The 26,572-nt window shown below is 72.8% G+C and carries 14 protein-coding genes and 1 pseudogene; 9 read left to right on the top strand and 6 right to left on the bottom strand.

Annotation, left to right across the window (positions count from 1 at the left end):
- The first annotated feature begins 4 nt into the window (after window positions 1-4).
- From ACIQMJ_RS16695 to ACIQMJ_RS16675, 5 genes are read left to right on the top strand one after another with little or no spacing between them, the layout of a single operon-like run.
- Complete coding sequence (locus tag ACIQMJ_RS16695; protein WP_499761854.1) at window positions 5-1,639, top strand: acyl-CoA dehydrogenase family protein; 1,635 nt, start codon at window positions 5-7, stop codon at window positions 1,637-1,639.
- Entirely contained in the window at window positions 1,636-3,270 is a 1,635-nt protein-coding gene (locus ACIQMJ_RS16690) for a non-ribosomal peptide synthetase (protein ID WP_499761853.1), read from the top strand. Before ACIQMJ_RS16695 ends, ACIQMJ_RS16690 begins: the two co-directional genes overlap by 4 nt.
- Window positions 3,267-7,637: a beta-ketoacyl synthase N-terminal-like domain-containing protein gene (locus ACIQMJ_RS16685; protein ID WP_499761852.1), complete on the top strand. Its 4,371-nt coding sequence runs from the start codon at window positions 3,267-3,269 to the stop codon at window positions 7,635-7,637. Before ACIQMJ_RS16690 ends, ACIQMJ_RS16685 begins: the two co-directional genes overlap by 4 nt.
- Window positions 7,634-13,393 carry an amino acid adenylation domain-containing protein gene (locus ACIQMJ_RS16680; RefSeq protein WP_499761851.1) on the top strand — a complete coding sequence of 1,920 codons (5,760 nt, stop codon included), beginning with the start codon at window positions 7,634-7,636 and terminating at the stop codon, window positions 13,391-13,393. The genes ACIQMJ_RS16685 and ACIQMJ_RS16680 overlap by 4 nt, the downstream gene beginning before the upstream one ends.
- 40 nt (window positions 13,394-13,433) lie before the next feature.
- Window positions 13,434-14,435, top strand: coding sequence for an aldo/keto reductase (locus tag ACIQMJ_RS16675; protein WP_499761850.1), 1,002 nt, complete (start codon window positions 13,434-13,436; stop codon window positions 14,433-14,435).
- A gap of 43 nt (window positions 14,436-14,478) precedes the next feature.
- Here ACIQMJ_RS16675 and ACIQMJ_RS16670 read toward each other — a convergent pair whose 3' ends face one another.
- Window positions 14,479-15,552 carry an epoxide hydrolase family protein gene (locus ACIQMJ_RS16670; RefSeq protein ID WP_499761849.1) on the bottom strand — a complete coding sequence of 358 codons (1,074 nt, stop codon included), beginning with the start codon at window positions 15,550-15,552 and terminating at the stop codon, window positions 14,479-14,481.
- An 84-nt stretch (window positions 15,553-15,636) separates the two neighbouring features.
- Here ACIQMJ_RS16670 and ACIQMJ_RS16665 point away from each other — a divergent pair, with 84 nt between their 5' ends.
- Window positions 15,637-16,020 carry an MmcQ/YjbR family DNA-binding protein gene (locus tag ACIQMJ_RS16665; protein WP_499761848.1) on the top strand — a complete coding sequence of 128 codons (384 nt, stop codon included), beginning with the start codon at window positions 15,637-15,639 and terminating at the stop codon, window positions 16,018-16,020.
- Window positions 16,021-16,302: 282 nt separating this feature from the next.
- Here ACIQMJ_RS16665 and ACIQMJ_RS16660 read toward each other — a convergent pair whose 3' ends face one another.
- The 4 genes from ACIQMJ_RS16660 to ACIQMJ_RS16645 form a co-directional block, all read right to left on the bottom strand.
- Entirely contained in the window at window positions 16,303-17,367 is a 1,065-nt protein-coding gene (locus ACIQMJ_RS16660; protein WP_499761847.1) for a spore photoproduct lyase family protein, read from the bottom strand.
- Window positions 17,368-17,691: 324 nt separating this feature from the next.
- Window positions 17,692-18,900 carry a hypothetical protein gene (locus ACIQMJ_RS16655; RefSeq protein WP_499761846.1) on the bottom strand — a complete coding sequence of 403 codons (1,209 nt, stop codon included), beginning with the start codon at window positions 18,898-18,900 and terminating at the stop codon, window positions 17,692-17,694.
- Between the two features lie 14 nt (window positions 18,901-18,914).
- Complete coding sequence (locus ACIQMJ_RS16650; RefSeq protein WP_499761845.1) at window positions 18,915-20,426, bottom strand: alkaline phosphatase D family protein; 1,512 nt, start codon at window positions 20,424-20,426, stop codon at window positions 18,915-18,917.
- Between the two features lie 242 nt (window positions 20,427-20,668).
- Window positions 20,669-21,676: a LacI family DNA-binding transcriptional regulator gene (locus ACIQMJ_RS16645; protein WP_499761844.1), complete on the bottom strand. Its 1,008-nt coding sequence runs from the start codon at window positions 21,674-21,676 to the stop codon at window positions 20,669-20,671.
- Between the two features lie 192 nt (window positions 21,677-21,868).
- Between ACIQMJ_RS16645 and ACIQMJ_RS16640 the strand changes: the two genes are divergently transcribed.
- Together ACIQMJ_RS16640 and ACIQMJ_RS16635 are read left to right on the top strand one after the other, a co-directional pair.
- Window positions 21,869-24,592 (top strand): AbfB domain-containing protein, encoded by a 2,724-nt coding sequence (locus ACIQMJ_RS16640; protein ID WP_499761843.1) that lies wholly within the window; start codon window positions 21,869-21,871, stop codon window positions 24,590-24,592.
- A gap of 55 nt (window positions 24,593-24,647) precedes the next feature.
- Window positions 24,648-24,944 (top strand): hypothetical protein, encoded by a 297-nt coding sequence (locus ACIQMJ_RS16635; protein WP_387497799.1) that lies wholly within the window; start codon window positions 24,648-24,650, stop codon window positions 24,942-24,944.
- On the opposite strand, the gene ACIQMJ_RS16630 is transcribed toward ACIQMJ_RS16635, so the two are convergent.
- The gene (locus ACIQMJ_RS16630) at window positions 24,884-25,462 is read right to left on the bottom strand and encodes a hypothetical protein (protein WP_499761842.1); all 579 of its coding nucleotides are present in this window, start codon (window positions 25,460-25,462) and stop codon (window positions 24,884-24,886) included. The genes ACIQMJ_RS16635 and ACIQMJ_RS16630 overlap by 61 nt on opposite strands.
- 667 nt (window positions 25,463-26,129) lie before the next feature.
- Between ACIQMJ_RS16630 and ACIQMJ_RS16625 the strand changes: the two are divergent.
- Window positions 26,130-26,405: pseudogene (locus tag ACIQMJ_RS16625) on the top strand (transposase); the annotation flags it as partial.
- Window positions 26,406-26,572 lie beyond the last annotated feature (167 nt).

Below are 26,572 nucleotides of genomic sequence, written 5' to 3'. Positions count from 1 at the left end.
AGCGATGAGCCGGTCCGCCGCGACGTCCGACGTCGACCTGCTGCGGGAGGCCGACCGACCGGGGTTCACCGAGCACCTGCACTTCGGCGCGGTCCGCTGGGACCTCGTGCACCCGTTCCCGGCCACGGGCCGGGGGCGGCGGGTGGCCGACGAGGTGGTCGGGGTGCTGCGCGAGCTGGTCGACCCCGAGCAGGTCGACGTCACGCGGGAGCTGCCCGCGGGCGTGCTGCCGGCGCTGGGCGCGCGGGGGCTGCTGAACCTGGCGGGTGGACCGGAGACCGGCGGGCACGGCCTCGGGCAGCGCGAGGTGTTCGACGTCGTCGAGGCGGCGGTGGCGTTCTGCCCGGCGGTCGGGCTGGCGATGGCGGTGGACAACGCGCTGGGCTACAGCGCCTACCTGCCCGTGCTGCCGGACGGTCCGCTGCGCGAGTGGGTGCGCGACCGGGTGGTGGCGGGCGTGGTGTCGTGCACGGCCGACACCGAGCCGTCCGGCGCGCACAACAGCGGCCGGTCGACCACGGCGACGCCGGTGCCCGGCGGGTTCCGGCTCGACGGGCGCAAGATCCACGTCGGCAACGCGCCGGAGGCGGGCGCGTTCGTGGTCACCGCGACGCTGGGCGACGAGCTGCGGCTGTTCTTCCTGGACGCGGCCACTCCCGGCGTCACAATCACCGCGCGGCACGACTTCCTCGGCCTGTCCGGGTTCCCCAACGGCAGCGTCGAGTTCGACGGCGCGTTCGTGCCCGCCGAGCAGGTGCTGGTCGAGCCGGAGCACGCGGGCAGGCTCACCCCGGTCGCCACCCGGCTGGTGGTGCTGGGCCGGATGCACCTGATCGCCGCGCCGTCGCTGGCGTTCGCCCGGCTCGCGGCGCGGTTCGCCGCGTCGTTCGTCGCGCGGCGGGCCATCGACGGCCGCCCGCTGGGCGACTACCCGGAGATCCGGCGGCAGCTCGCGGTCGCGGCGGCGGACGTGTTCGCCACCGAGACCGCGGTGGAGTGGTCGTTGGCCGATCACGTGCGGGTCAACCCGCTCTACGAGCAGTTGGCGGCGAAGAACATCGCGTCGCTGGCGTCGTGGCGAGTGGTCGACCGGGCGTTGTCGATCATGGCGGCCGAGGGGCTGGAGACGGCGGGCAGCAAGGCCGGGCGCGGCGCGGACGCCTCGCCGCTGGAGCGGGCGTTCCGGGACGCGCGGGCCATGCGGGTGTCGGGCGGCATCGACTTCCAGCTCGACAACTGGGCCGGACGGCACCTGCTCACCGGCTACTACGAGGGCGGGGCGGTGCACGACGTCGTGCCGGACCTCTCGACCTTGACGCTGTCCGCGCGCAACGCGGGGCACGCGCGGTTCGTCGCGGACCAGGCCCGGCGGCTCGCGTCGACCTGCGCCGAGCTGACCGCGCGGCACCCGCGGGAGGAGCTGTTCGAGCGCGAGCGCACGGTGATCCTGCTCAGCCGGGTGGTGAACGAGCTGGTGGCGATGGCGCTCGTGCTGGCCCGCGCGTCCACCGAGGACCGGCAGGACGTGGCGGACGTGTTCTGCACCTCGGCGTCGTTCCGGGTGCACGACTCGTGGCACCAGCTCGGTGCGGACGAACCGGACTACGCGGCGGTCCTGCGGGAAGGGGTGGCGCGATGACCGTCCCCGAGCTGGTGGCCGCGCAGGTCGCGGCCCGGCCCGACGCGCCGGCCGTGGAGTCGGCGCAGGTGCTGACCTACCGGTCGTTGGACCGGCGGGCGAACGCCCTGGCCGCGCGGCTGCGCCCGGCGCTGCGCGGCGCCGACCCGGTGGTGGCGCTGGTGCTGGACCGGGGGCCGGACTTCGTGGTGGCCATGCTCGCCGCGTGGAAGGCCGGTGCCGCGTTCTGCCCGGTAGACCCGACCGCGCCCGCCGACCGGGTGAAGTTCGTCCTGGACGACGTGGACGCGTGCGCGGTGGTGCGCGAGGTCCCGCACGAGGAAGCGGACGGGGAGTTCCCCGCGCCGTCACCGTCGTCCACCGCGTACGTGCTCTACACGTCCGGCACGACCGGCACGCCCAAGGGCGTCGAGGTCACGCACGCGAACCTGGCCAACCTGGTGTCGTGGTTCGTGACCGCCCTGGGGTTGACGCCGGACGACCGGGCGAGCCACCTGGGCAGCGTCGGGTTCGACGTGTCGCAGATCGAGGTGTGGCCGTACCTGGCGGCCGGCGCGTGCGTGGTGCCGCACGAGCCGCCGGTGGTGGCCGCCGACGTGCCGGGGTGGCTGCGCGACCGGCGGATCACCCGCGCCATGCTCGTGACGCCGCTGGCCGAGACGGTGTGGGCGCTGGGCGAGCCGCTGCCGTCGTTGCGGTCGATGATGATCGGCGGCGCGGCCCTGGCCCGGCCCCTGCCCGAGCTGCCCTACCCGGTGCACAACTTCTACGGACCGACCGAGTGCACCGTGCTCGCCACCGCCCACCTGCTGTCCACCGGCGACGGCAACGTCATCGGACGGCCCATCGGCGGCGTCGACGTGGAGATCATCGACGGCGAGATCCACATCCGCGGCGCGGCCGTGGCCCGCGGGTACCGGGGCCGCCCGACGGTGACGCGGCAGCGGTTCACCCCCTCCGGCTACCGCACCGGCGACCGCGGCCGGTGGCGGCCCGACGGCACGATCGAGTACCTGGGCCGGCAGGACCGGCAGATCAAGGTTCGAGGCCACCGGATCGAGCCCGGTGACGTCGAGGCCCGGCTGTGCGCGGACCCGTTGGTGGCCAACGCGGTGGTGCGCGGCACTTCCGACGGCCTGCTGGCCTACCTCGTGCCGCGGCCCGGCGCCGCGTGGGACACGTCGGCCGTGCTGGACCGGCTCGCCGGGTGGGTCGCGGTGACGCCCGGCGTGGTGTGGCTCGACGAGTTCCCGTTGACCGCCAACGGGAAGGTGGACGTCGACGCGCTCCCGCAGCCCGCGCGGGCCGTCGAGTACGTCGAACCGGTCGGCGAGGTGGAGCGCCGGATCGCCCGGGTGTGGTCCACCGTGCTCAAGGTCGACGAGGTGGGGTTGCACGACAACTTCTTCGACCTGGGCGGCAACTCGCTGCTGCTGGCCGCGCTGCGCGCCGGGTTGCAGGCCGAGCTGGGCACGCCGGTGCCGATGACGGTGCTGTTCGCCCGGCCGACCGTCGGCGAGCTGGCCCGCGCGCTCGGCCCGGCCGAAGGCGGCGCGCCGGACGGGGACGCGCCGGACGGGGACGACGCGGTGGCGCGGGCCCGGCGGGCACGGGCGCGGAGGCGGGCGTGACCGACGACGGCATCGCGATCGTCGGCATGGCCTGCCGGTTCCCCGGCGCGGCGGACGTGCGGGAGTTCTGGGCCAACCTGCGCGCCGGCGTCGACTCGATCTCGCGGTTCGCGCCGGACGGCACGCCCCACCACGTGCCCGCGCGGGGCGTGCTGCCCGGCGGCGAGGGCTTCGACTGGCCGGTGTTCGGCTACAGCCCCGGCGAGGCGGTGCGGATCGATCCCCAGCAGCGGGTGTTCCTGGAGTGCGCGTCGGCCGCGGTGGACGACGCGGGCCTGGACCCGGCCCGGTTCGACGGGCTGGTCGGGGTGTTCGCCGGGTGCGACGCCGCGCCGCTGACCGACGTGCGGGGCGGTGACGACGCGGCGGCCCGGATCATCGGCGCGGACAAGGACTTCCTGGCCACGCGGGTGGCCTACAAACTCGGGCTGCGCGGCCCGGCGCTGACCGTGCAGACGGCGTGCTCGACGTCGCTGGTCGCGGTGCACCTGGCCGTGCAGGGCCTGCTGGACCACGAGTGCGACGCGGCGCTGGCGGGCGGGGTGTCGCTGGTGCTGCCGCAGGCCGTCGGCTACACGTACCGGGAGGGCGACATCCTGTCGCGGGACGGGCGGTGCCGCCCGTTCGACGCGCACGCCTCGGGGACCGTGCCCAGCGCCGGCGTCGGGGTGGTCGTGCTGCGCCGGCTCGCCGACGCGATCGCCGACGGCGACCACGTGGTGGCCGTGATCCTGGGTTCCGCGGTCAACAACGACGGCGGCGGCAAGATCGGCTACACCGCCCCGTCCGTGCCCGGCCAGGCGGCCGTGATCCGGCTGGCGCAGGCGCGGGCGGACGTGACGGCGGCGCAGGTCTCGTACGTGGAGGCGCACGGCACCGGCACGCCGGTGGGCGACCCGGTCGAGGTCGCGGCGCTGGCCGAGGTGTTCCGCGGCGCGACCGGGCCGTGCCGGCTGGGCGCGGTGAAGTCCAACATCGGGCACACCGGCGCGGCGGCCGGTGTCGCCGGGCTGATCAAGACCGCGTTGATGCTGGCCCACCGCGAACTCGTGCCGACCGCGCACTTCACCCGGCCCAACCCGGAGCTGGGGCTGGACGGCACGCCGTTCGAGGTCGCCGTGCGGCACGAGCCGTGGTCCGGACCGCTGTGCGCGGGCGTCAGCTCGTTCGGCATCGGCGGCACGAACGCGCACGTCGTGCTCGGGGCCGCGCCGGAGGGGGAGGTCGAGCGTTCGGCCGGGTCACGGGTGCTGCTCGTGTCCGCGGCGAGCCCGTCGGCGTTGACCGCGCTGCGCGGCTCGCTGGCCGGGGCGGTGGACGACGTCGGTTCCGCCGAGCGGACGCTGGCCGCACGGCGGCGGTTCCGGTACCGGGCGGCCCACGTGGTGCCGGACGCCGCGTCGGCCGCCGAGGCGTTGCGCGCTCCCTTCGACGCGGTGGAGGCCGCGGAACGGCCGCGGATCGCGTTCCTGTTCCCCGGTCAGGGCGCGTTGCGGCGGGGGATCGGCCGGACGGCGTACGAGCGGCTGCCGGAGTTCCGGCGGGTGGTCGACTCGTCCACAGTGGACCTGACGCCGCTGTTCTCGCCCGAGGTGGACCCGGAGTGGTTGCGGGACACCGAGGTGCAGCAGGTGGCGCTGTTCGTGCTCGGGTACGGGTTGGCGGCGCAGCTGCGGGCGTGGGGCGTGACGCCGGTGGCGATGCTCGGCAACAGCGTGGGGGAGTACGTGGCGGCGGCGGTGGCCGGGCTGTGGACGTTCCCCGACGCGGTGGCGCTGGTGGCGGCCCGGGGGCGGGCCATGCGGGAGGCGCCGGCCGGGCGGATGCTCGCGGTGTTCGGCGACCCGGGGCCCGTCGGTCCCGGCCTGGTCGTGGCGGTGCGGTCACCGGGGCAGGTCGTGGTGTCCGGCGAGGTGGACGCCGTCGCGGCGCTGGAGGGGGAGTTGCGGCGGCGGGGCGTGGCGTGCCGGGTGCTGGACACCGGTGGTGCGTTCCACTCGCCGTTGATGCGGGACGCGGCCGTGCGGTTGCGGGAGGTCCTGGAGTCGACGCCGACCGCCCGCCCGCGGCTGCCTTTCGTGTCGAACGTGACCGGCGACCGGGCCGATCCGGACGAGGTGAGGTCGCCGGAGTACTGGGTGCGGCACCTGTGCGCGCCGGTGCGGTTGGACCTCGGCGTGGCGGCGGTGGCGGGCGTGCCGACGGTCGTCGAGCTGGGGCCGGGGACGTCGATGACCCGGCTGGTGCCGGGCGCGATCCCGATGCTGGGGCGCGAGCCGGACGACGTGCTGCACGCCGTGGGGCGGTTGTGGGAGCGGGGCGTCGAGGTGGCGTGGGCCCGGACGGGCGCCCGCAAGGTGCCGTTGCCGCATCACCCGTTCGAGTCGAGGCCGATCACCACGCCGATCGACCTGCCGGGTGGCCTGCGGTGGCCGTCACCGGTGCCGTCGCTGGCGTCGCGGCCGGACCTGCGGGCGCGGTTGGCGCGGTACTGCGCGGGGTTGCTGGGTCGGTTCGCGCTGACCGGCCTCCCGGCTGATGGGCCGCTGCCCCGGCTGGCGTCGTTCGTGCGGCGGACGTTGGCCGAGGAGGGGTGGCTGACCGACGGCGGTCCGGTGGCCGACGTGGAGGAGCGGGTGTCCCGGGCGCTCGCCGAGCACGACCACCTCGGCGAGGTCGCCGGGTTGCGCGACCTGGTGCGCCACTGCGTCGAGTCCTACCCGGACGTGTTCAGCGGTCGCCGCGACCCGGTGTCGGTGCTGTTCCCGGACGGGGACGACGGGTTCGTGAGCGCCGGGTACGCGGCGAACGACGTTTCGGTGAGCGACGCCGAGCCGTGCCTGGCGGCCCTGGCGGCGGCCCTCCGCGCCGGCCGGGTGCGCCGCGTGCTGGAGGTGGGCGCCGGCCGCGGCGACTTCGCCGACCGCCTGCTGACCGACGCGCCGGACGCGCTGTCGTACCACGTGACCGACGTGAGCCCGTTGCGCGTGCGGCAGGCGATGACCCGGTTGCAGCCGTTGGCGGGGCGGCACGACCTGCGGTTCTCGACCTTGGACATCACCCGGCTGCCGGACTCCCCGGGCACCTACGACGTGGTCGTGGCCCACAACGTCGTCCACGTGGCCCCCGACCTGCGCCGTGCGCTGCGCGGCCTGACCCGCCTGCTGACCCCGACCGGCTGGCTGGCCTTGGTCGAGGTCACCCGCCCGGACCGCTGGAGCCACCTGATCTGGGGCCTGGCCCCGGGCTGGTGGACCGCCACCGACGGCCGCGACTCACCTCACCTGGACCGGACCTCCTGGCTGACCGCGCTGACCGAGGTGGGCCTGAACGCCACCCACGCCACCCCACCGGGCAACCCCGACCACACCGTGCTGCTGGCCACCCGCGCCGCCCTGCCCACCGACCACTCGACACTCCCGCCGTCGGCGGTCATCTCCACCAGCGAGTCGGGCCGATCGTCGGCGTCTGCCGACCACTCGACACTGAGCGAGACGGCCGGCGAGGGCCAGGCGGGGAGCGCGGGCCGGTGGGAGCGGGTGCTCGCCGAAGCCTGGTGCGAAGTGCTCGGGGTCGGGGAAGTGCGCGCAGCCGACGACTTCTTCCGGTTCGGCGGAGAGTCGTTGATGCTCGTGCACCTGCTCGGCCGCGTGCGCGACCGCACCGGCATCCAGGTGCCGTTGACCACTTTCTCCACCCGCGCCACCTTCGGACGCCTGGTCGAGCTCGTCCACGACACCCCCACGACCGCCGGGCTCGTGCCGCTGAACGACGTCACCGACGGCGTACCCCTCTTCCTCGCCGCACCGGGCACGGGCACCTCCGCCGCCTACCGCGAGCTGGCCGCCCGGCTCGACCGGCCCGTCCTCGGCCTCGAACCGCCCGGCCCCCTCCCCACCATCGAGGAGGTCGCCGCCCACCACGTCGACCTCGTCCGCCGCCACCACCCCGAAGGCCCCTACCTGGTCGGCGGCTGGTCCACCGGCGTCACGGTCGCGCACGAGATGGCCCGCCACCTCCCCGTTGCCACCCTGATCGGCATCGACGGCCACGTCCCGGACACCCAGGGTCGAGCGCTGGGCGCGGTGCCCGACATCGTCGCCGGCGCCACCCGCCACTACGTCGAACGCAACCAGCCGGACGTCTACTACGCCACCCTCCGCGCGATCCTCCGCTACACCCCCGGACCAGCGCCGACGCGCGCCGCGCTCTTCCTCACCGAGCGAACACCGCGCGCCGCCCTCACCCCGATGTACGCGCACGTCGACATCCACCCCACCCCCGGTGACCACTGGAGCGCGCTCGAACCACCCCACGTCGACCACCTGGCCGCCGGTATCCGCCGAGCGCTGAACGGAGCCCCATGACCGTCCACGCGCTGATCGAAGCCCAAGCCCGGCGCACCCCGGACGCCGTGGCCGTCGAGGGCACGTCCAGCCTCACCTACGCCGAGCTGGACGACCGCGCCGACCGCCTGGCGGGAGCCCTCCGCGCCCGGGGCGTCACCAGGGACACCCTCGTCGGCGTCCACCTGCACCGCGAACCGGACCTGGTCGTGGCGCTGCTGGCCGTCCTCAAGGCGGGCGGCGCGTACCTGCCCCTGGACCCGCGCCACCCGGCCGAACGCCTCGACGCGGTGAAGGCCGACGCCAAGCCGGTCGTGGTCATCGCCCGCGACCCCGGCCCGGACGTCGTCCTGCCCACCGACGAAGGCCCGCGCGGCACCTCGCACGTGGCGCCCACCGACCTGGCCTACGTGCTGCACACCTCCGGCTCGACCGGCCGCCCCAAAGGCGTGATGGTCGAGCACCGCAACGTCGTCCACCTCGTCGAGGCGGTCCGCGAACCGTTCCGGCTCGGCCCGGGAACCCGGTTCCTCCAGTTCGCCGCGATGACGTTCGACGCCTCCGTGCTGGAGGTCTTCGCCCCGCTCGCGGCCGGCGGCACGGTCGTCCTCCCACCCGCCGTGGACGGCCCCGAACTGGTGGACTTCCTGCGCGACCGCCGGATCACCACCCTGTTCTCCCCGCCGTCGCTGCTCTCCGTCCTCCCCGAAGCCGACCTGCCCGACCTGCGCGTGCTGTCCGTGGGCGGCGAGGCGTGCTCGCGGGAGGTCGCCGAACGCTGGAGCCGCGGCCGGATCTTCCTCAACGGTTACGGCCCCACCGAGACCACGGTCTTCGCCACCCTCGGCGACACCGTCCCGTCCGACCGGCCACCACCCCTCGGTCACGCCCTCCGCGGCGTGGACACCTACGTCTTCGACGGCCTCCGCCCGGCCGACGTGGGCGAGCTGTTCATCGGCGGCCCCGGGGTGGCGCGCGGCTACCTCGACCAGCCCGGCCTCACCGCCGCCCGCTTCGTGCCGCACCCGGTCACCGGGCAGCGCCTCTACCGCAGCGGCGACCTGGTCCGCCGCGGCCGGGACGGGCTGGAGTTCCTGGGCCGCGTGGACGACCAGGTCCAGGTGCGCGGCCACCGGGTCGAACCGCGCGAGGTCGAGCACCAGCTCGGCCTGCTGCCCGGCGTCCGGGACTGCGCGGTCGTCGTCCAGGGCCACGACGCCGACGCGCGGCTGGTCGCCTTCGTCGTCGGCCCCACGACCGGCCTCCGGGACGCGCTGAGCCGCAAGCTGCCGCACTACCTGGTGCCGTCGGTGGTCGTGCCGCTGAACGCCCTGCCGCTCACCGCCCACGGCAAGGTCGACCGGGCCGCCCTGCGCGCGTCGACCGTCGACCGGCCCGCCGACCTGCCCTACGAGGAGCCGGTGGGCGAGGTCGAAGCGCGGCTGGCCGAGTTGTGGGCGACGGTCGTCGGCGTCCGCCCGGTCGGCCGGCACGACGGGTTCACCGCGTTGGGCGGCACGTCCCTCATGGCCACCCGCCTGCTGGCCCGCGTCCACGACGAGTTCGCCGTGCACGTCCCCGTGCCCGAGTTCTTCGCCGCCCACACCGTCGCCGGCGTCGCCCGCCTGATCGCCGACGGCCACCCCGACGACCGGCCCCGGCTGACCACCGGCGGCCCGAACGACGAGGTCTCCGCGGGCCAGCGCCGCCTGTGGTTCCTCACCCAGCTCGACGCCGCCGCGAACGCCGCCTACACCGTGCCCGCCGCCACCCGCCTGCGCGGACCGCTGGACGTCACCGCGCTCCGCGAGGCGCTCAACGCCGTCGTGGCCGACCACGACACCTTGCGCACCGGCTTCCACCTGCGCGGCGGCGAGCTCGTCGCCGAAGTGGTCGACACCGCCGAAGTCGACCTGGCCGTCGAGCACGGCACCGCGAACCTCGAAGCCGCCGCCGCCGAACCGTTCGACCTGACCGCGCCACCACTGCTGCGGGCGACGCTGTTCCGCCTCGCCGAGGACGACCACGTGCTGCTCGTCGTCCTGCACCACCTCGTCTCGGACGGCTGGTCCCTGGACAACTTCGACCGCGCGCTCGCCGCCCACTACCGGGGCGTGACACCACCGCCACCGAAAGCGGGGTACGGCGACTTCGTGCGCTGGCAACGCCGACTCCCCGAAGCCGCCACGCCCTGGCTGACCGACGCGCCGCCGGTGCTGGACCTGCCGACCGACCGGCCACGCCCCGCCGCACAGCGCTACCGGGGCCGCCGGACCACCCGGATGGCGTCGGCCGACCTGCGCCGCGCCGTCGAACGGCTGGCCCGCGAACACGCCACCACGCCCTACGCGGTGCACCTCACCGCGTTCGCCGTCCTGCTGCACGCCCTCACCGGCCGCCGTGACCTGCTCGTCGGCTCACCGGCCGCGGGCCGACCCAGCCCCGACCTCGAAGACGTCATCGGTTTCTTCGCCACCACCGTCGTGCTGCGCCTGACCCCGACCCCCGGCACGACCTTCGCCGACGCGCTCCGCGACACTGCGCGCACCGCGCTGACCGCCTTCGAGCACCAGCACGTCCCGTTCGACCGCCTGGTGGACGCCCTGGTCCCGCACCGCGACCCCGCACGTCCGCCGCTCGTCCAGGTCGTGCTCGCCCACCAGGGCGCACGCCGCACCGGACCCGACCTGCCGGGCCTCACCGCCGAACCGCTGCCGCTCGACAACGGCACCGCCAAGTTCGACCTGGTCCTGGAGCTCGAAGAGGTCGGCGACGCGCTGTCCGTCACCGCCGAGTACAACACCGACCTGCTCGACAAGTCCACTGTGGACGGCTGGGTCGACGCCTACCTGGACCTCCTCGCCGAAGCGACCACCGACCCCCGGACACCGATCCGCTCGCCGGGAACCCGGTGCCTGCACGAGGACTTCGCCGCCACCGCCGCCCGCCACCCCGACCGGATCGCGGTGACCGACGGGACGCGCTCGCTCACCTACGCCGAGCTGGACCGCGCCGCGAACCGCCTGGCGCACCGGCTCGTCGGCGCGGGACCGGTGATCGGCGTGTGCGCCGAGCGCACCGCGGACCTCGTGATCGCGGTGCTGGCGGTGCTCAAAGCGGGCGCGGCCTACCTGCCGCTCGACCCCGAGCACCCGCCCGCGCGGCTGCGCGCCGTCCTGGCCGACGCCGGCGTCACCCTCCTCGTCGGCCACGAGCGGTTCCGCGACCTGGCCGAGTCGTTCGTCCCGGTCGACGCGCCCGACGGCCCCGACCACGCGCCCGACGTGCGTCCCGCCGAGGCCGCCTACGTCATCTTCACCTCCGGCTCCACCGGCCGGCCGAAGGGCGTCGTGGTGCCGCACCGGGCGGTGAGCCGGCTGTTCCACGTCACCAGGCCGGGTTTCGCGTTCGGCCCGGACGACGTGTGGACGCTGTTCCACTCCGCCGCGTTCGACTTCTCCGTGTGGGAGTTCTGGGGCGCGCTGCTGCACGGCGGACGGCTGGTCGTCGTGCCGCGCGCCACCGCCCGCGACCCGGAGGCGTTCTTCGCCCTGCTGCGCGCCGAACGCGTCACCGTGCTCAACCAGACGCCGACCGCGTTCCGCCAGCTCGTCACCGCCGCCGCGACCGCCGGGTTCCCGGCCACCTCCCTGCGGCTGGTCGTGTTCGGCGGCGAGGAGCTGAACCCGGCCGTCCTGCGCCCGTGGTTCGACCACTACGGCGACACCGCACCGCGCCTGGTGAACATGTACGGGATCACCGAGACCACCGTGCACGTCACCGCGCGCACCATGACCCGCGCCGACGGCCCGTCGTCCAGCCCGATCGGCCGCCCGCTCGCCGACCTGGACGTGCACGTGCTCGACGACCGGCTGCGGCCGACCACCGAAGGGGAGATGTACGTCGGCGGGCCGGGTGTGGCCCTGGGCTACCTCGACCGACCCGGCCTCACCGCCACGCGGTTCGTGCCCAACCCGTTCGGACCGGGCCTGCTCTACCGCACGGGCGACTACGCGACCCGCCTGCCCAACGGCGAACTGCTCTACCGGGGCCGCCGCGACGCCCAGGTCCAGTTCCGCGGCCACCGCGTCGAACTGGGCGAGGTCGAAGCCGCCCTGCTGGACGAGCCGGGCGTCACGGAGGCCGCGGTCGTCGTGCGCGACCAGGCGGGGGAGCAGCAACTCGTCGCCTACGTCGTGGGAACCCCGCCGGACCGCGACCGCCTGGCCGAACGACTGCCCGGCTACCTGGTGCCCGCCGCGTTCGTGCTGCTCGACACCCTCCCCGTGACGGTGAACGGCAAACTCGACCGCCTCGCCCTGCCCACACCCGCCACGACACCGACCCCCACACCCCTCACCCCCGACGAGCAACGCCTGGCGGACGTGTGGGCACAGGTGCTCGGCGTGTCCGGCATCGGCCCCGACGACAGCTTCTTCGGCCTGGGCGGCGACTCCATGCTCGCCGTCCGCGCCGTCGCCGCCGCCCGCGACGCCGGCCTGGACCTGTCCGTGGGACAGCTCTACCGCTCACCGGTCCTGGCCGACCTCGCCCGCTCGGCCGAACCCGCGCCACCCCCGCCGACCACCGCGGCACCGGACGACGTGTACCCGGTCTCCGCCATGCAGTACGGAATCCTGCTGGAGTGCCTGTCCACCGGCGACCCGACGCTGTACCACGACCTGGCGAGCGTCCGCCTGGCCGGCCGCCTCGACCTGGCCGCGCTGCGCCGCGCGCTGGACGGGCTGACCGCCCGCCACGACGTCCTGCGCACGTCGTTCAACCTGGACGACGCCACCCAGGTGGTGCACCCCTCGGCGCGCATCCCGCTCGACGTCCTGCCGGACGAGGACGTGCGCCGGTGGTGGAGCCGCCGGTGGGCGGAACCGTTCGACCTGACCCGCGCCCCACTGGCCCGCTGCCACGTGCACGACGCCGCCGACGGCACGTTCCGGTTGTCGGTGTCCGTGCACCACTCCGTGATCGACGGGTGGAGCTTCGCCACCCTGATGACCGACCTGCTGCTGGCCTACGACCGGGAAACCGGTGCCCCCGCACCCCCACCACCTCCGCTGCCCCCGTTCCGGTTCCGCGACTTCGTCACGTCGGAGGACACCTCGGACACCTCCGCGGCCTACTGGCGCTCGGTGGTCGGCGACCCGGTGCCGGGGTTGCCGTTCGGCTCGGCGGGGGAGCCGGGCGCCGAACCGGACGTGCGACTGCCCGTCCCCGCCGACGTCGTCACCGGCGTCCGCCACCTCGCGGCACGGCTCGGCGTGCCGCCGAAGAGCGTCTACCTGGCCGCCCACCTGTCCGCCCTGGCCAAGCTGACCGGCTCCGACGAGGTCGTGACCGGCCTCGTCGTGTCGAACCGGCCCGCCCTCGACGGCGTCGAGCGCCTGCTCGGCCTGTTCCTGAACTGCGTGCCGCTGCGCGCCAGGACGACCGACCTGGAGTCCCTGGCCCGCGCGGCCTTCGACGCCGAACGCGCCCACCACCCGCACCTGCGCTACCCGCTGGCCCGCCTCACCGCGGACCTCGGCCGGCCGCCGTTCGAAGCGGTGTTCAACTACACCGACTTCCACGTCCTCGCCGACCTCGACCGGCTGACCGGCGTCGAGGCGCTGGACTGGTGGTTCTCCGACCGGACCGACTTCCCGGTGACCGTCGAGGTCGTCCTGAGGCCGACACCGGAGCTCACCGTCCGCGCGCACGACCCGGAGATCGCCGCGGAACTCGCCGATCTGGTCATGTCCGCGCTGTCCGCTCTTCGCTAACGTCGGCCCCGCAGTTGTCCAGCCTGGGAGGAAACCCGCAATGGAATACCGCACTATCGGCCAGGACCCGAAGACGCGCCGGGAGGTGAGCGTGCTCGCCCTCGGCGCGATGCTGATGGGCACGGCCACCGACGAGGAGACGTCGTTCGCGATCCTCGACCGGTACGTCGAGGCGGGTGGCACGTTCATCGACACGTCGAACAACTACGCGTTCTGGTACAACGCCAGCCAGGGCGGGGAGAGCGAGGCGCTGCTCGGCCGGTGGCGGCGCAGCCGGGGCGTCGGCTCCGAGGTCGTCATCGCCACCAAGCTGGGCGGCCGGCCGAACGCCGCCGGGCTCGCGTTCGCCGACACGGCCAAGGCGGAGAACGTCGAGGGCCTGTCCGCCAAGGTGATCCGCGAGTCGGCCGAGCGCAGCCGCGAAGCGCTGGGCGTGGACAAGCTCGACCTGCTCTACGCCCACGTGGAGGACCCGCTCACGCCGTTGCAGGACACCGTCGAGGGCTTCGCCGAGCTGGTCTCGGAGGGCACCGTGGGCCTGCTCGGCGTCAGCAACCACTGGTCGTGGCGGGTGGAACGGGCCCGCACCCTCGCCGCCGCGGCCGGCCTGCCCGGCTACGAGGTGCTCCAGTACCACCACAGCTACCTGCGCGCCCGCACCGACCGTCCCGGCAGGCGTTCGCCCGACGGCAACCAGGGCGTCGTCAGCGGTGACCTGCTGGCCTACCTGCGCTCCGAGCCCGGCCTGACCCTCGTCGCCTACTCGCCCCTGCTGTCCGGCGGCTACGTGCGCGACGACAAGCCCCTGGGTCCGGACCACGACCACGCCGGCACGGCACCCCGCCTGGCCGCCGTGCGCGAGGTCGCCGCCGAAACGGGCGCCACGGTCAACCAGGTCGTGCTGTCCTGGCTGATCGGCGGCGACGTCCCGGTGATCCCCCTGGTGGGCGCCTCCTCGGTCGCCCAACTGGACGAGAGCCTGGCCGCCGTCGACCTGCACCTCACGGCCGACCAGCGCGCCCGCCTGGACGCCGCCTACTGACCTCTCGACCACTCGGGCACCACCCGGTGCCCGAGTGGTCCGCCTACGACCGTCCGGCGAAGAACTCCCGGATGTCCCCGACCAGCAGCTCCGGCACCTCCATCGCCGCGAAGTGCCCACCCCGCGCGAACTCGCTCCAGTGCTCGACCGGGTGCACCCGCTCCGCCAACGGCCGCACCGACCGCACGATGTCGTGCGCGAACACCGCCACCCCCACCGGCGCCGGGCACGGGTCCGACACGAACCCCGTCTCCTTCGCCAACCGCGCCGACGACCCCGCCGTCCCGGTGAGCCAGTACAGCATCACGTTCGTCAGCACCCGGTCCACGTCGATCCGCGACGCGGGGTCCACCCACTCCACGAACTTCTCCGCGATCCACGCCAACTGGCCGACCGGGGAGTCCGTCAACGCGTACGACACCGTCTGCGGCCGGGTCGCGTGCAACACCTGGTAACCGGGCCGGTCGCGCATCATCGCCTTGATCCGGTCCAACCGCCGATCGTCCTCTTCGGACAGCTCGACCCCCTCGACCGGCGGCGTGGGCAGGTAGTTCAGGTGCACCGCCACCACGTTCTCCGGCGCCACGACGGCCATCGCCCTGGCGATCGAGGACCCCCAGTCACCACCCTGCGTCCCGTAACGCCGATACCCGAGCCTGCCCATCACCTCGGTGAACCCCCGCGCCACCCGGTACACGTCCCACCCCCGCGAGGTCGTCGGCCCGGACAGCCCGAACCCCGGGATCGACGGGATCACCAGGTGGAAGTCCCGCGACAACGGCTCGATGACGTCCAGGAACTCCACCACCGACCCGGGCCACCCGTGGACCAGCACGAGCGGCAACGCGTCCTCCCGCTCCGACCGCACGTGCACGAAGTGCACCCGCTGGCCGTCCACCTCGGTCGTGAACTGCGGCCAGGCGTTCAACTCCGCCTCGCACCGCCGCCAGTCGTACCCGTCCACCCACCGGTTTACCAGCGCACGCACCTCCGCCAGGGGAAACCCGTAGTCGAACCCGGCATCCGGCAACTCCTCCGGCCACCGCGTCCGGGCCAGCCGATCGGCCAGGTCGTCCAACTGCGCCTGCGGCACGTCCAGGGTGAAGGGCTCGATCATCACAACTCCGTTGGTTGCACCAATGTTGGTTCAACCAACATAAACGTTGGCCTAACCAACGGTCAACCCGGTTACTCTCTACCCATGGCCACCTGGGACGACGTGCGACGCATAGCCATGGCCCTGCCCGAGGTCACCGAACGCCCCACCTACGACAACCGCCCGGCCTGGCGCGTCAAGGACAAGCCGTTCGCCTGGGACCGCCCCCTGCGCAAGAACGACCCGGCCGTCCCCTCCGGTCCGATCCTCGCCGCCAGCGTCCCGGACCTCGGCGCGAAAGAAGCCCTCCTCGCCGACGACCCGACCGTCTACTTCACCATCCCCCACCTCGACAACTACGCCGCCGTCCTCGTCCACCTGGACCCCATCACCACCGACGACCTGGCCGAACTCCTGACCGAAGCCTGGCTGTGCCGCGCCCCGAAAACCCTGGCCGAACAATTCACCGCCACCCACCACCCCCGCTGACTCCACCGGCACGCCCTTTCCCAGTAGAAGGGCTTCGTGTCATCACGCCGACCTGGCTTTGCCCTACCGCGCGTGTCAAGGAGGGCTCGTGCGAGCGATACCCGCGGCCTTCACTGATGTCCGTCCTTGACGCGTGTGGTAGCCCGGAGGGGGGTCGGTGGGATGACACGAAACCCGACCCACGACGAAACAGGGACTTTTCGCAGTGGTTGGGGTCATCCTGCTGATCTGCCCGTCCGGCGAGGACGCTTTTCATCTTTTTCTTGTCTTTTCGTGGCGCCCTCAGAACGCATACCGAACCCTCAAGTACGGCGCACTCCGCTCCACCACCCCGAGCAACTCGTCCAACAACCCCCGCTTGAGCCCTCGCCGATACCTGACGTTCACCCCACCCCCCTCACTGCGCTTCACCTCCTGCAACTCGGGCCGCCACAACACCTCCTCCGCCCGCGGGTGCCACCGCAGGTTCACCTCGTGCAGCGCCTGGTTGTGGGTGAGCATGATGATCTCCGCCGCCAACTGCTCCCGCGTGGCCGCCGAGCACGCGTCACCCAACGCCTCCAACAGCTCCCGCCAGTCCTCCAACCACCCGTCGTGCACCACCACCGGGCTGAGGTTCACGTGCACCTCGTACCCCGCCGCCCGGAAGTCGTCCAACGCGGCGAGCCGCTCGCCGATGGAGCTGGTCCGGATGTCCAGCAGCTTCGCCGTCCGCTCGGGCATCAGCGAGAACCTCACCCGCGTGCGCCCCTGCGGATCCCACTCCAACAGCTCCCGGTTCACGTACTTCGTCGCAAAAGAAGCCTTCGCCGTGGGCAGCCCCCGGAACAGCTCCACCAGATCGCGCACGTTGTCGCTCACCAGTGCGTCCACCGAACAATCAGAGTTCTCGCCGATGTCGTACACCCACGCCGAGTCGTCCACCTGACCCGGCTCGTCCATCGGCCCCTGCCGCCCGACGTGCCGCTTCACATACCCGGTGATCTGCTCGATGTTCGCGAAGACCGTGATCGGGTTCGAGTACCCCTTGCGCCGCGGCACGTAGCAGTACGCGCACGCCATCGCGCACCCGTTCGCCGTCGACGGCGCGATGAAGTGCGCCGACCGGCCGTTGGGTCGAGCGCTGAGGGATTTCTTGACCCCCAGCACCAGCGCCTCCTGCTTGATCCGCACCCAGCGCCGGGCGTTGGCCTCGTCGCCGTGCAGCTCGGGGATGCGCCAGTGGCTGTCCACTTCGACGCGTTCCGCCTCGGGGAACCGGTTGAGCACTTCCCTGCCGCGCGGGAGGTCGGCGGCGGCGGGCTCGACGTAGATGCGGGTGGGGGAGACGAGAAGAGGGGTGCTCACGGCTCCAGTGTCCGAACGGGACCGACAAGATCGCACGTCAGGCCGGGTCGTGTGGGGCGACTCACTGCTCGGCTCGGTGGTTGGGCCCGGCTCGGTGGGTGCGAGCGGCTCAGGGGTTGAGTCCGGCTCGATGTGACACGGGGCCCTCACGGGCACTCCAGGCACGCCAAAGCCGGCAGGTCCGGCGGGGAAAAGCGTCCCGCCGGACCTGCCGGCTTCGACCAGCCTAAAGCACCCGAACCCACGTCAAATCGAGCCTCTGCGGTATGGCTGCGGATCCGATGTGCAATTGGATTGGGTCAGTGGACGAAATGCTGACTCGGTTTACCAGGTGCTGTTGATGAGGCCGGTTCCCATGTAGATCTGGTCGAATCCGTTGCCGTCGTTGTCGTCGGTGTAGACCACGGTGATCTGGCCCCAGGCGTCCACGCCGAGCGCGGGTTCGTCCTGCCTGCCCGTCGCCGTCGACACGGTGACCTGGGGCGGCAGCCGGCCCTCGACCGTCCCGTCGGCGTTGAGGCCCTGCGTCACCACGTCCTGGGCCTCCACCGACGACACCACGACGTTGAGCTGGTCGTCGATCCCGATCTGCGGGTCCGTTCCCGGCAGCAGCGCGTCCGCCTCCGTCCGCGCCGCCCCACCCGCCGCGAACGAGCGCACGCCCACCTGGGCCGTGCCGGTGTGATCGGTTTCCCACGCGACGACGTGGTCGCCGTTGAAGTTGGCCGCCACGACCGGTCGGCGTTGTTGACCGTCGCCGTTGACGTTGGCGACCCCCTGGGCCACCTTCACCCCGCCGGACGGGGTCAGGACCTTGCGGCCGATGTTGTAGGCGCCGTTGCCGTCGCCGTCCTCGTCCCACACCACGATGGCGTTGCCCGCCGCGCCCATGGCCACGTCCGGCCGCTGGTGGGTGCCGCCCGAGGTGTGCACCTGGGCCTCGTAGGTCTTCGACGTCACGGACGCGAACCCGGCCACCCGGACCGTCGCGTTCGTGGAGGTCTGCTTGTCCTCCCACACCACGGCGAAACCGGTGCCGTCCGGGTCGGCGGCGACGGCCGGGTTCAGCTGCTGGCCGTCGGTGTTGGCGTTGGCCCGCGCCGATCCGGTGACGGTGCCGCTGGTGTTCAGCACCCGCACCTGGATGTTGTAGTAGCCGTTCCCCTCGCCGTCGTCGGCCCACACGACGACCGCCGTGCCGTTGTCGTGCACGGCCACGTCCGGCTGGACGTGCCGCCAGTTGCCCGTGCCGCCGGTGGACAGCTTCTTCTCGTAACGGGACACGCCGTCCTTGAACAGCCGGACCCACACGTCGCTGTGCACGGGGTCGGTGGGCGTGGCGTCGTCGCGGTCGTCCTCCCAGACCGCGGCGGTCCAGCCGTTGCGGACGGCGGACACGGCGGCGTTGTCCTGGTCGCCGGTGGCGGTGCTGTTGGCGGCGGCCCACGTGACGGCGGCCGACGCGGTACCCGCGCCGAGCAGCATCAGCGCCGCGACCGCCGGCGCCGCGCCCATCGTGATCAGCTTCTTCATCCCGCTCACATCCCTCATGGCGCCTGCAATCCCGGGTTGCCGGCCTGGACGACGTAGCTCTGCAAGGTCCGGACCGGGTAGTCGCGCGTGGTGACCCGGTCCACGAAGCGGAAGTCGACGTTCAGCTGGGTCGCGGTGGTGACGGTCCGGACGTAGCCGCGCAGGTTCTTGTAGAACTTCACGTGCGGGTTCAGGCTGGACACGCCGGTGTCGGTGGCGCTGCCGTCGCCGCCGGAGGTGACGGACGTGGTCACCAGCTCGGTGCCGACGACCCGGTCCTGCGCGGCGTAGTCGTTCATCAGGTTGGCCGCCCACGACCGGTGCACGTCACCGGTCAGCACGACGGTGTTGCGCAGCCCCGCCGCGTCCCAGCCGCGCTGCAACCGGCCCCGGTTGGCGCTGTAGCCGTCCCACGAGTCCATCGACTTCGCGCCGTCGGCCGACGCGAGCTTCTGCGCGAAGAACACCTGCTGCCCCAGGAAGTCCCAGGTGGCCAGCTTCTGCCGCATCCCGTCGAGCAACCACGCCTCCTGCGTGGCGCCGATCAACGTGCGGGCCGGGTCGTCGGCCTCCGCGCACACCTTCGTGCCGTCGCCGCACGCCTGGTCGTCGCGGTACTGGCGGGTGTCGAGCATGTGGAACGTGGCCAGGCCGCCCCAGCGGACCCGGCGGTACAGCTGCATGTTCTCCGCCACCGGCGCCTGCGCCGGGCGCAACGGCATGTGCTCGTAGTACGCCTTGTACGCCGCCGCGCGGCGCGCCTTGAAGTCACCGGCCGGGGACGTGTTCGCGCGCACCAGGTTCGCGTAGTTGTTCTCGACCTCGTGGTCGTCCCACACGACCAGCCACGGCGCGGCGGCGTGCGCGGCCTGGAGGTCGACGTCGGTCTTGTACTGCGCGTGCCGCACCCGGTAGTCGGCCAGGTTCGCGATCTCCGCCGACGGCGCGAACTGGCGCACCTTGGTGGTGGTCGCACCACCCTCGTAGATGTAGTCGCCCAGGTGCAGGATGAGGTGCGGGTTCTCCTCGGCCATGCGCCGGTACGCGGTGAAGTAGCCCTCCTCGTAGTGCGCGCAGGAGGCGAACAGCATGGTCAGCGAGGGGCTCGTGCCGACCGCGGGCGCGGTGACGCCGCGGCCGACGGGGGAGATGTGCCCGGCGGCGCGGAACCGGTAGAAGTACTCGCGGCCGGGCTCCAGCCCGGTCACCTCGACGTGCACGCTGTGCGCCCACGACTGGACCGCGGTCGCCGAGCCGCTGCGCACGACCTGGGTGAACCGCTGGTCCGTCGCGACCTGCCACTCCACCGGGACCGAGGCGCTGCCCATGCCGCCGAGGCCGTCGGCGTTGAGCGGGCTGGGCGCGAGGCGCGTCCAGATGACGAAGCCGTCCGCGGCGGGCTCACCGGAGGCGACGCCGAGCGTGAACGGGTAGGAGATGGCGTTCGCGGTGGTGGGCGCGAGGACCGTCACGCCGGCGCTCGCGATGCCGCCGGCGATGAGCGTTCGTCGGGTCAGTGGGGACATCGGCTCTCCTTCGTGCAGGGCCGGGAAGAACGCGTTCCGGTACTGCGTACACGCCGAAGGTGATCAGTGGCCATCCCCGGCGTGTACGCCCGGTGGCGCGGCCGGAGCCCCGTCGCGCCGCGGCCCGGAGGCGTCCGACCACGACAGTGCAGGTGAAGCCCTGTCCAACTAGTGGATGTATTGGTTACCGAAGAACCCGGGGAATGGCACCGAGTCCATCCGATCGGGAATTTCCATGGCGGTCACGCCCCCGCGCCGCCACCCGTGCTCTCCCGGACCTCCAACGAGAACGGCGTCCGCACGTGCTCCGGCGGCCGTTCCGGGTCGTCCACGCGCCGCCGCAGCAGGTCCACCGCCGCCCGCGCGATCGCCGCCTTGTCCGGCGCGACCGTGGTCAACGACGGCAGGCTGTACGCGCCTTCCTCGGTGTTGTCGAACCCGACCACGGCCACGTCGTCGGGCACCCGCACGCCCCGCTCCGCCGCCGCCCGCACCGCGCCGACGGCCAGCAGGTCGTTGAAGCAGAACACCGCGTCCGGCGGCTCGTCCGCCGCGAGCAGCCGCGCCATCGCCACCGCGCCGTCCCGCCGGTGGTAGTTCAACGCGGTCGCGACCAGCTCGTCCCGCACCGGCAGGCCGGCCTCGACCAACGCCTTCCGGTAACCCTCCACGCGTTGCGCCGCCGTGCCGCGGTGGGGGTGCGCGCCGATCGCCGCGATCCGGGTGCGGCCGAGGCCGACCAGGTGCGCCACCGCCGCCCGCGCCGCCTCCACGTTGTCGATGCCGACGTGGTCGATCGGCAGGTCCACCGAGTGCTCGCCGAGCATCACCACCGGGATGCCCGGCGCCAGCTCGCCGAAGTCGCGCGCCTGCAACGCCTCCGGGCTCACGATCGCACCGTCGATCATGTGCGGGCCGAGCGAGGCCAGCGTGTCCCGCTCACCCTCGCGCGTGCCGAGGGTCTGCTCGATCAGGACGTTCCACTCCCGCTCCTGGGCCGCGCCGAGCACCAGCCCGGCCAGCTCGGCGAAGTACGGCACGACCAGCTCCGGCAGCACGAGGGCCACGAAGCCGGTCCGGCCGCGGCGCAGGTTGCGCGCGCCCAGGTTGGGGCGGTAGCCGGTGGCGGTCAGCGCCTCCTCGACCCGGCGGCGGTTCTCCGGCTTCACGAACGCGTAGCCGTTGACCACGTTCGACACCGTCTTCACCGACACGCCGGCCAGCGCGGCGACGTCCTTGAGCGTGGCCAAGCGGCGCCTCCGGTGCTCTGCGTTCTGCGGATCGATGGCCGGACGGGGCCATTCTCGGGAACGACCGGGATCGTAGCCGGCCGGGGCACCGCTTTACAACGTTGTACCAACGATGTAAGAACTGCAAGTGACCCAGGTCACGAGTACCAGAGCACCCACGTCACCGCACACCCTGCCGATCGTGGAGCCACCATGCGCAAGCTGTTGTCCGGCCTGACCGGACTGCTGGTCCTGAGCACCCTCGTCCTCGCGCTGCCCGGCACCGCCGCCGCGGCCGTCTGGCAGCCCAAACCGGCGCCCCTGACGACACCGTGGACCGGCCAGGTGTCACCGACCAACGCGCTGCCCGAGTACCCGCGCCCGCAGCTGGTCCGGTCGGACTGGCTCACCCTCAACGGCGTCTGGGAGTTCGCGGGCGCGCCCAACCTGTCCTCGCCGCCGTTCGGCCGCCCGCTCGCCGAGGGCGTGCTGGTGCCGTACCCGATCGAGTCCGCGCTGTCGGGGATCAAGCGGCACGAGGACCACATGTTCTACCGCCGCACGTTCACCACGCCGTCCGGCTGGAGCGGTCGCCGGGTGAAGCTGAACTTCGGCGCGGTCACCTGGGAGACCCGCGTCTGGGTGAACGGCGTCAGCGTCGGCACGCACACCGGCGGCTTCGACGCGTTCTCGTTCGACATCACCGACGCCCTGCGCGCCGGAGACAACGAGGTGATCGTCGGTGTACGGTCGGCTGTAGACGGTAGCCTGTATCCAATCGGCAAACAGCGCCGCAGCCCCAGCGGGATCTTCTACACGGCCGCATCCGGCATCTGGCAGACGGTGTGGCTCGAACCGGTGGCGGCCAACCACATCACGCGCCTGGACACCACCCCGGACGTGCCCGCGGGCGTGCTCGACCTGGTCGTGCAGGGCACGGCGGGCCAGCAGGTGCGCGCCGAAGTGCTGACCGGCGGGCGCGTCGTCGGCACCGCCACCGGCACCACGGGCGCGCACCTGCGCGTCCCGGTGCCCAACGCGCGGCTGTGGTCACCGGACGACCCGTTCCTCTACGACCTGCGCGTCACCCTCGGCGGCGACGTCGTCACCGGCTACTTCGGCATGCGGTCCCTCGGCAAGGCGATGGTCGGCGGCGTGATGCGCCCGCTGCTCAACGGCAAGTTCGTGTTCCAGCTCGGCACCCTCGACCAGGGCTACTGGCCGGACGGCATCTACACCGCCCCCACCGACGCCGCGCTGCGGTTCGACCTGGAGCGGCAGAAGGCGCTCGGCTTCAACATGGTGCGCAAGCACATCAAGGTCGAATCCGCCCGCTGGTACTACCACGCCGACCGGCTCGGCCTGATGGTGTGGCAGGACATGCCGTCGCTCGACGCCGTGGACGACGTGCCCAACGGCCGCGCGAACTTCGAGTCCGAGCTGCGCCGCGTGGTCGACCAGCTCAAGGGCATCACGTCGATCGTGCAGTGGGTGCCGTTCAACGAGGGCTGGGGCGAGTACGACGCCGGCCGGATCGTGAACCTCGTCCGGTCCATCGACACCACCCGGCTGATCAACCACAACTCGGGCTCCAACTGCTGCGTCTCCGACCCCGACCCGGGCAACGGCGACATCATCGACGACCACGCCTACCAGATGTCCGGCGCCACCCGGCAGCCCGACGCCAACCGGGTCGCCGTGCTCGGCGAGTTCGGCGGCCTGGGCCGGCGGATCGTCGGCCACGAGTGGCAGCCGGGAGCCGGGTTCGCGTACGGCGAGCTGTTCCCCGACGAGACCTCGCTGACCGGGCGGTACGTGGAGATCACCAAGGAGGTCGGCCGGTTCGTGCACACCCGCGGCCTGTCCGCGTCCGTCTACACCGAACCGTACGACGTGGAGAACGAGGTCAACGGCTTCTACACCTACGACCGCCAGGTGCTGAAGGTCTCCGAGGCGCGGGTGCGCGAGGTCAACCAGCGGGTGCTGGCCCTCGCCGTGGGCACCGAGGTGGGACGCGGCGAGGCGATCTCGCTGCGCGTCACCACGGCCGGCTACACCGACCGGCACCTGCGGCACCGGGACGGGGTGGCGCGCACCGACGTGATCACCGACGACCTGGGCCGGCTGGACGCCACGTTCTGGGCACGGCCCGGGTTGGCCGACGCCGCGTGCCTGTCGTTCGAGTCGCGCAACTTCCCCGGGCGGTTCCTGCGGCACTCGGCGTTCCGGGTGCGGTCGGACGCCAACGACGGGTCGGCGGCGTTCGCGTCCGACGCCACGTTCTGCGTGCGTGCGGGCGCCGGCGGCACGGTGCTGGAGTCGCGCAACCTGCCCGGCCACTTCATCCGGCACTACCAGGAGGGCGTGTACCTGGCGCGGTCCGGCGGGACGAACCCGTGGGACAGCGCGACGAGCTTCGCGGCCGACACGACCTGGGCGGCCGTCGTGCCGCTCTGGCGCAGCGGCGCGGACCTGCCGCTGGACCAGGCGCGGTCCTTCCGGGTGACCACCGCCGGCTTCACCGACCGCTACCTGCGCCACCAGGACGGCCTGGCCCGGACCGACGTGGTGAACCAGGGCAGCTCGGCGTTGCTGAAGGCCGACGCGACGTTCGTCGTGCGGCGCGGGTTGGCCGAGCCGTCGTGCTACTCGTTCGAGTCGCGCAACCTCCCCGGCCAGTACCTGCGGCACTCGGCGTTCCGGGTGCGGTTGGCGGCGTCGGACGGCACGGACCTGTTCCGGCGGGACGCGACGTTCTGCGCCCAGCCCGGCGTCGGCGGGGTGCGGTTGGTGTCGGTGAACGAGCTCGGTGCCAGCGTGCGGCACTACGCGGAGGAGGTGTGGGTGGCGGTCAACGGCGGTGCCCACGCGTACGACAACCCGACGTCGTACGACGCGGACGTGAGCTGGGCGGTGAGCGCGCCCTGGACGCCGTGACGCAGGAGTGAGTCCTTTGTGGACCCGCACGGCGGTGCTGCTACCGTGCGGGTCCATGAGGGGTTGGGCCGTGCTCGGCACGGTGCTGCTGTGCGTTCTCGCGCCGGTCGCGATGGTGTACGGGTTGATGGCGTTCACCCCGACGGGCAGCTGTGACTACTCGGTGTCGGGCGTGTGCTCGTACGGGCGGATGCCGATGATCGTCGCGTCCGGCGGGACCGCGCTGGTGTGGGCCGCGTCGGTGGTGCTGACGTGGGCGGGGACGCGCGGGAGGCCCCGGGTGTACGTGCCCTACGCGGCGCTGGCCGTGATCGTGCTGCTGGTGGTGCTGGCCGGGCGGGTGGCCGGGTAGACCGATCGGGCGAGCCAGACCAGCGTCACGCCGACGACGACGTGCAGGGCGCTGGTGAGCGGGGTGTCCGGCAGGCGTGCGGCGAAGGTGAAGACCGGGAGGGCGACGGCGTACGTCCACACGGGCACCGGCGGGTGCACGTGCGACTTGATCATGCTGATCGCGAACAGGACCGCGCCGGCCGCGAACATCACCGCACTGCCGGTCAGGACTGCCACGCTCGGCGCCGCGAGCGTCGGTTGGTCCAGGTGGAACAGCACGATGTTGAGGGAGTAGGCGGCCCCGCCGAACAACCCGAGCCCCACGAAGCTCACCACGTACCCGACCGTGCCGAGCGTGGTGCGCGGCTGTCTGAGGAAGAGGGCGGTGACCAGCGGCGCCGCGAGCGCCGGCGACAGCCCGATCACGAGACTGGTGGTCGTCGTCTCCCCGACAAACCCCTCCACCGCCCCGGGCAGGGCTATGGACAGCCCGGACAACACGCCGCAAACCGCACCGAACCGCATCAGGAACGTCATGCCGGCGACGCTATTGCCGCTGGTAGCGGCCGCGGGAGTGCAGCCCGGCCACTGTCGGAGGTGCCATCCGGCACGTGCCGCGCGCCTCCACGAACGGGTGAACTACAACATCCCCATCAATCAAAACCCTGTTTCCAGTGCCCTCAGACGTCGGTTGAAACAAAGACGACGCCCCCAACCCCCCGCCTGCTCACCCACACCACCCCGCCCTGATCCGCCTCCTCCCACCCGACCTACCCCCACCCCTCCGACCACGCCCCTTCCAAACACCGCCCCGCCCTCACACCTGCCGCCCGCCACCCACGACCCGGCCTCACCTGATCGCCGCCACCGGGGCCACCGGGGCCACCACCACCGCAGCCGACCTCGCCGCCCTCGACCTCACAGCCGCCACCCGCCCTCACCACCTCCCAACACCGCTACCGCGAGACACAGCGAGCCGATGCCGAACTCGCCGTCACCCGCCCCGAGCTGCCGCCGCCACCGCCCGCGGGTCGTGGCGCCGCCAGCCGCCTGCCGTCGCCGGCCCCTGCCATCACCCGCCCGCCGCCCACCTCCTCGCGCCGCCAGCAGACCGCAGCCCGCAGCCGCCCGCCGCCCCCAGCCGCCGTGTCCCGCCGACCGCAGCGCCATGTCACACCGACCGCCGCTGCCGACCATCGCGTGACTGTTTCTCGACGCGATCGTGGTCAAATCCGTGATGGGCAGGTCGCCACTAGGCCGGTCTGCACCGCCGCGATCCTTCACCGTGGACGGCCGCAAGGACGTGCTCGGATTGTGGATGGGCACCGGCGGCGAGGGCGCCACCATGGCCGACCGCGTCCGACAGACCCACGCCTACTTCCACAACCGCACCGACGAACAGACACTCACCACCGCCGCACCCTGGACCTCACCCTGGCTACCCGAGCGTTACGGACAAGACTTCTGGTCAGGCGCTTAGCTCGAACGCCGAGACCTACTGATCAACGACGCCGGACACACCGATCACGAAATGGACCAGTCGGGGCTGGAGGGGTCTGTCAAACGAGCGGTGTAACTCGGGTTGAAGAGGGCTACTTGCGTCCGGCGGCCAGGCGGCCGTCGAAGGCGATCTCGAAGGCGTTCAGC

Origin of the sequence: Actinosynnema sp. NPDC091369 (assembly GCF_044757065.1) — a bacterium.
Taxonomy (GTDB): Bacteria; Actinomycetota; Actinomycetes; order Mycobacteriales; family Pseudonocardiaceae; genus Actinosynnema.
The sequence above is the reverse complement of the archived record's forward strand: the minus strand, read 5'-3'. Positions and strand labels throughout refer to the sequence as shown.

What these genes read in the sequence shown, in the direction of transcription:
- ACIQMJ_RS16695 (WP_499761854.1), top strand. Translation starts at nt 5, where the DNA reads ATGAGCCGGTCCGCCGCGACGTCCGACGTCGACCTGCTGCGGGAGGCC.
- ACIQMJ_RS16690 (WP_499761853.1), top strand. Translation starts at nt 1,636, where the DNA reads ATGACCGTCCCCGAGCTGGTGGCCGCGCAGGTCGCGGCCCGGCCCGAC.
- ACIQMJ_RS16680 (WP_499761851.1), top strand. Translation starts at nt 7,634, where the DNA reads ATGACCGTCCACGCGCTGATCGAAGCCCAAGCCCGGCGCACCCCGGAC.
- ACIQMJ_RS16675 (WP_499761850.1), top strand. Translation starts at nt 13,434, where the DNA reads ATGGAATACCGCACTATCGGCCAGGACCCGAAGACGCGCCGGGAGGTG.
- ACIQMJ_RS16670 (WP_499761849.1), bottom strand. Translation starts at nt 15,552, where the DNA reads ATGATCGAGCCCTTCACCCTGGACGTGCCGCAGGCGCAGTTGGACGAC.
- ACIQMJ_RS16665 (WP_499761848.1), top strand. Translation starts at nt 15,637, where the DNA reads ATGGCCACCTGGGACGACGTGCGACGCATAGCCATGGCCCTGCCCGAG.
- ACIQMJ_RS16655 (WP_499761846.1), bottom strand. Translation starts at nt 18,900, where the DNA reads ATGAAGAAGCTGATCACGATGGGCGCGGCGCCGGCGGTCGCGGCGCTG.
- ACIQMJ_RS16650 (WP_499761845.1), bottom strand. Translation starts at nt 20,426, where the DNA reads ATGTCCCCACTGACCCGACGAACGCTCATCGCCGGCGGCATCGCGAGC.
- ACIQMJ_RS16640 (WP_499761843.1), top strand. Translation starts at nt 21,869, where the DNA reads ATGCGCAAGCTGTTGTCCGGCCTGACCGGACTGCTGGTCCTGAGCACC.
- ACIQMJ_RS16635 (WP_387497799.1), top strand. Translation starts at nt 24,648, where the DNA reads ATGAGGGGTTGGGCCGTGCTCGGCACGGTGCTGCTGTGCGTTCTCGCG.
- ACIQMJ_RS16630 (WP_499761842.1), bottom strand. Translation starts at nt 25,462, where the DNA reads ATGACGTTCCTGATGCGGTTCGGTGCGGTTTGCGGCGTGTTGTCCGGG.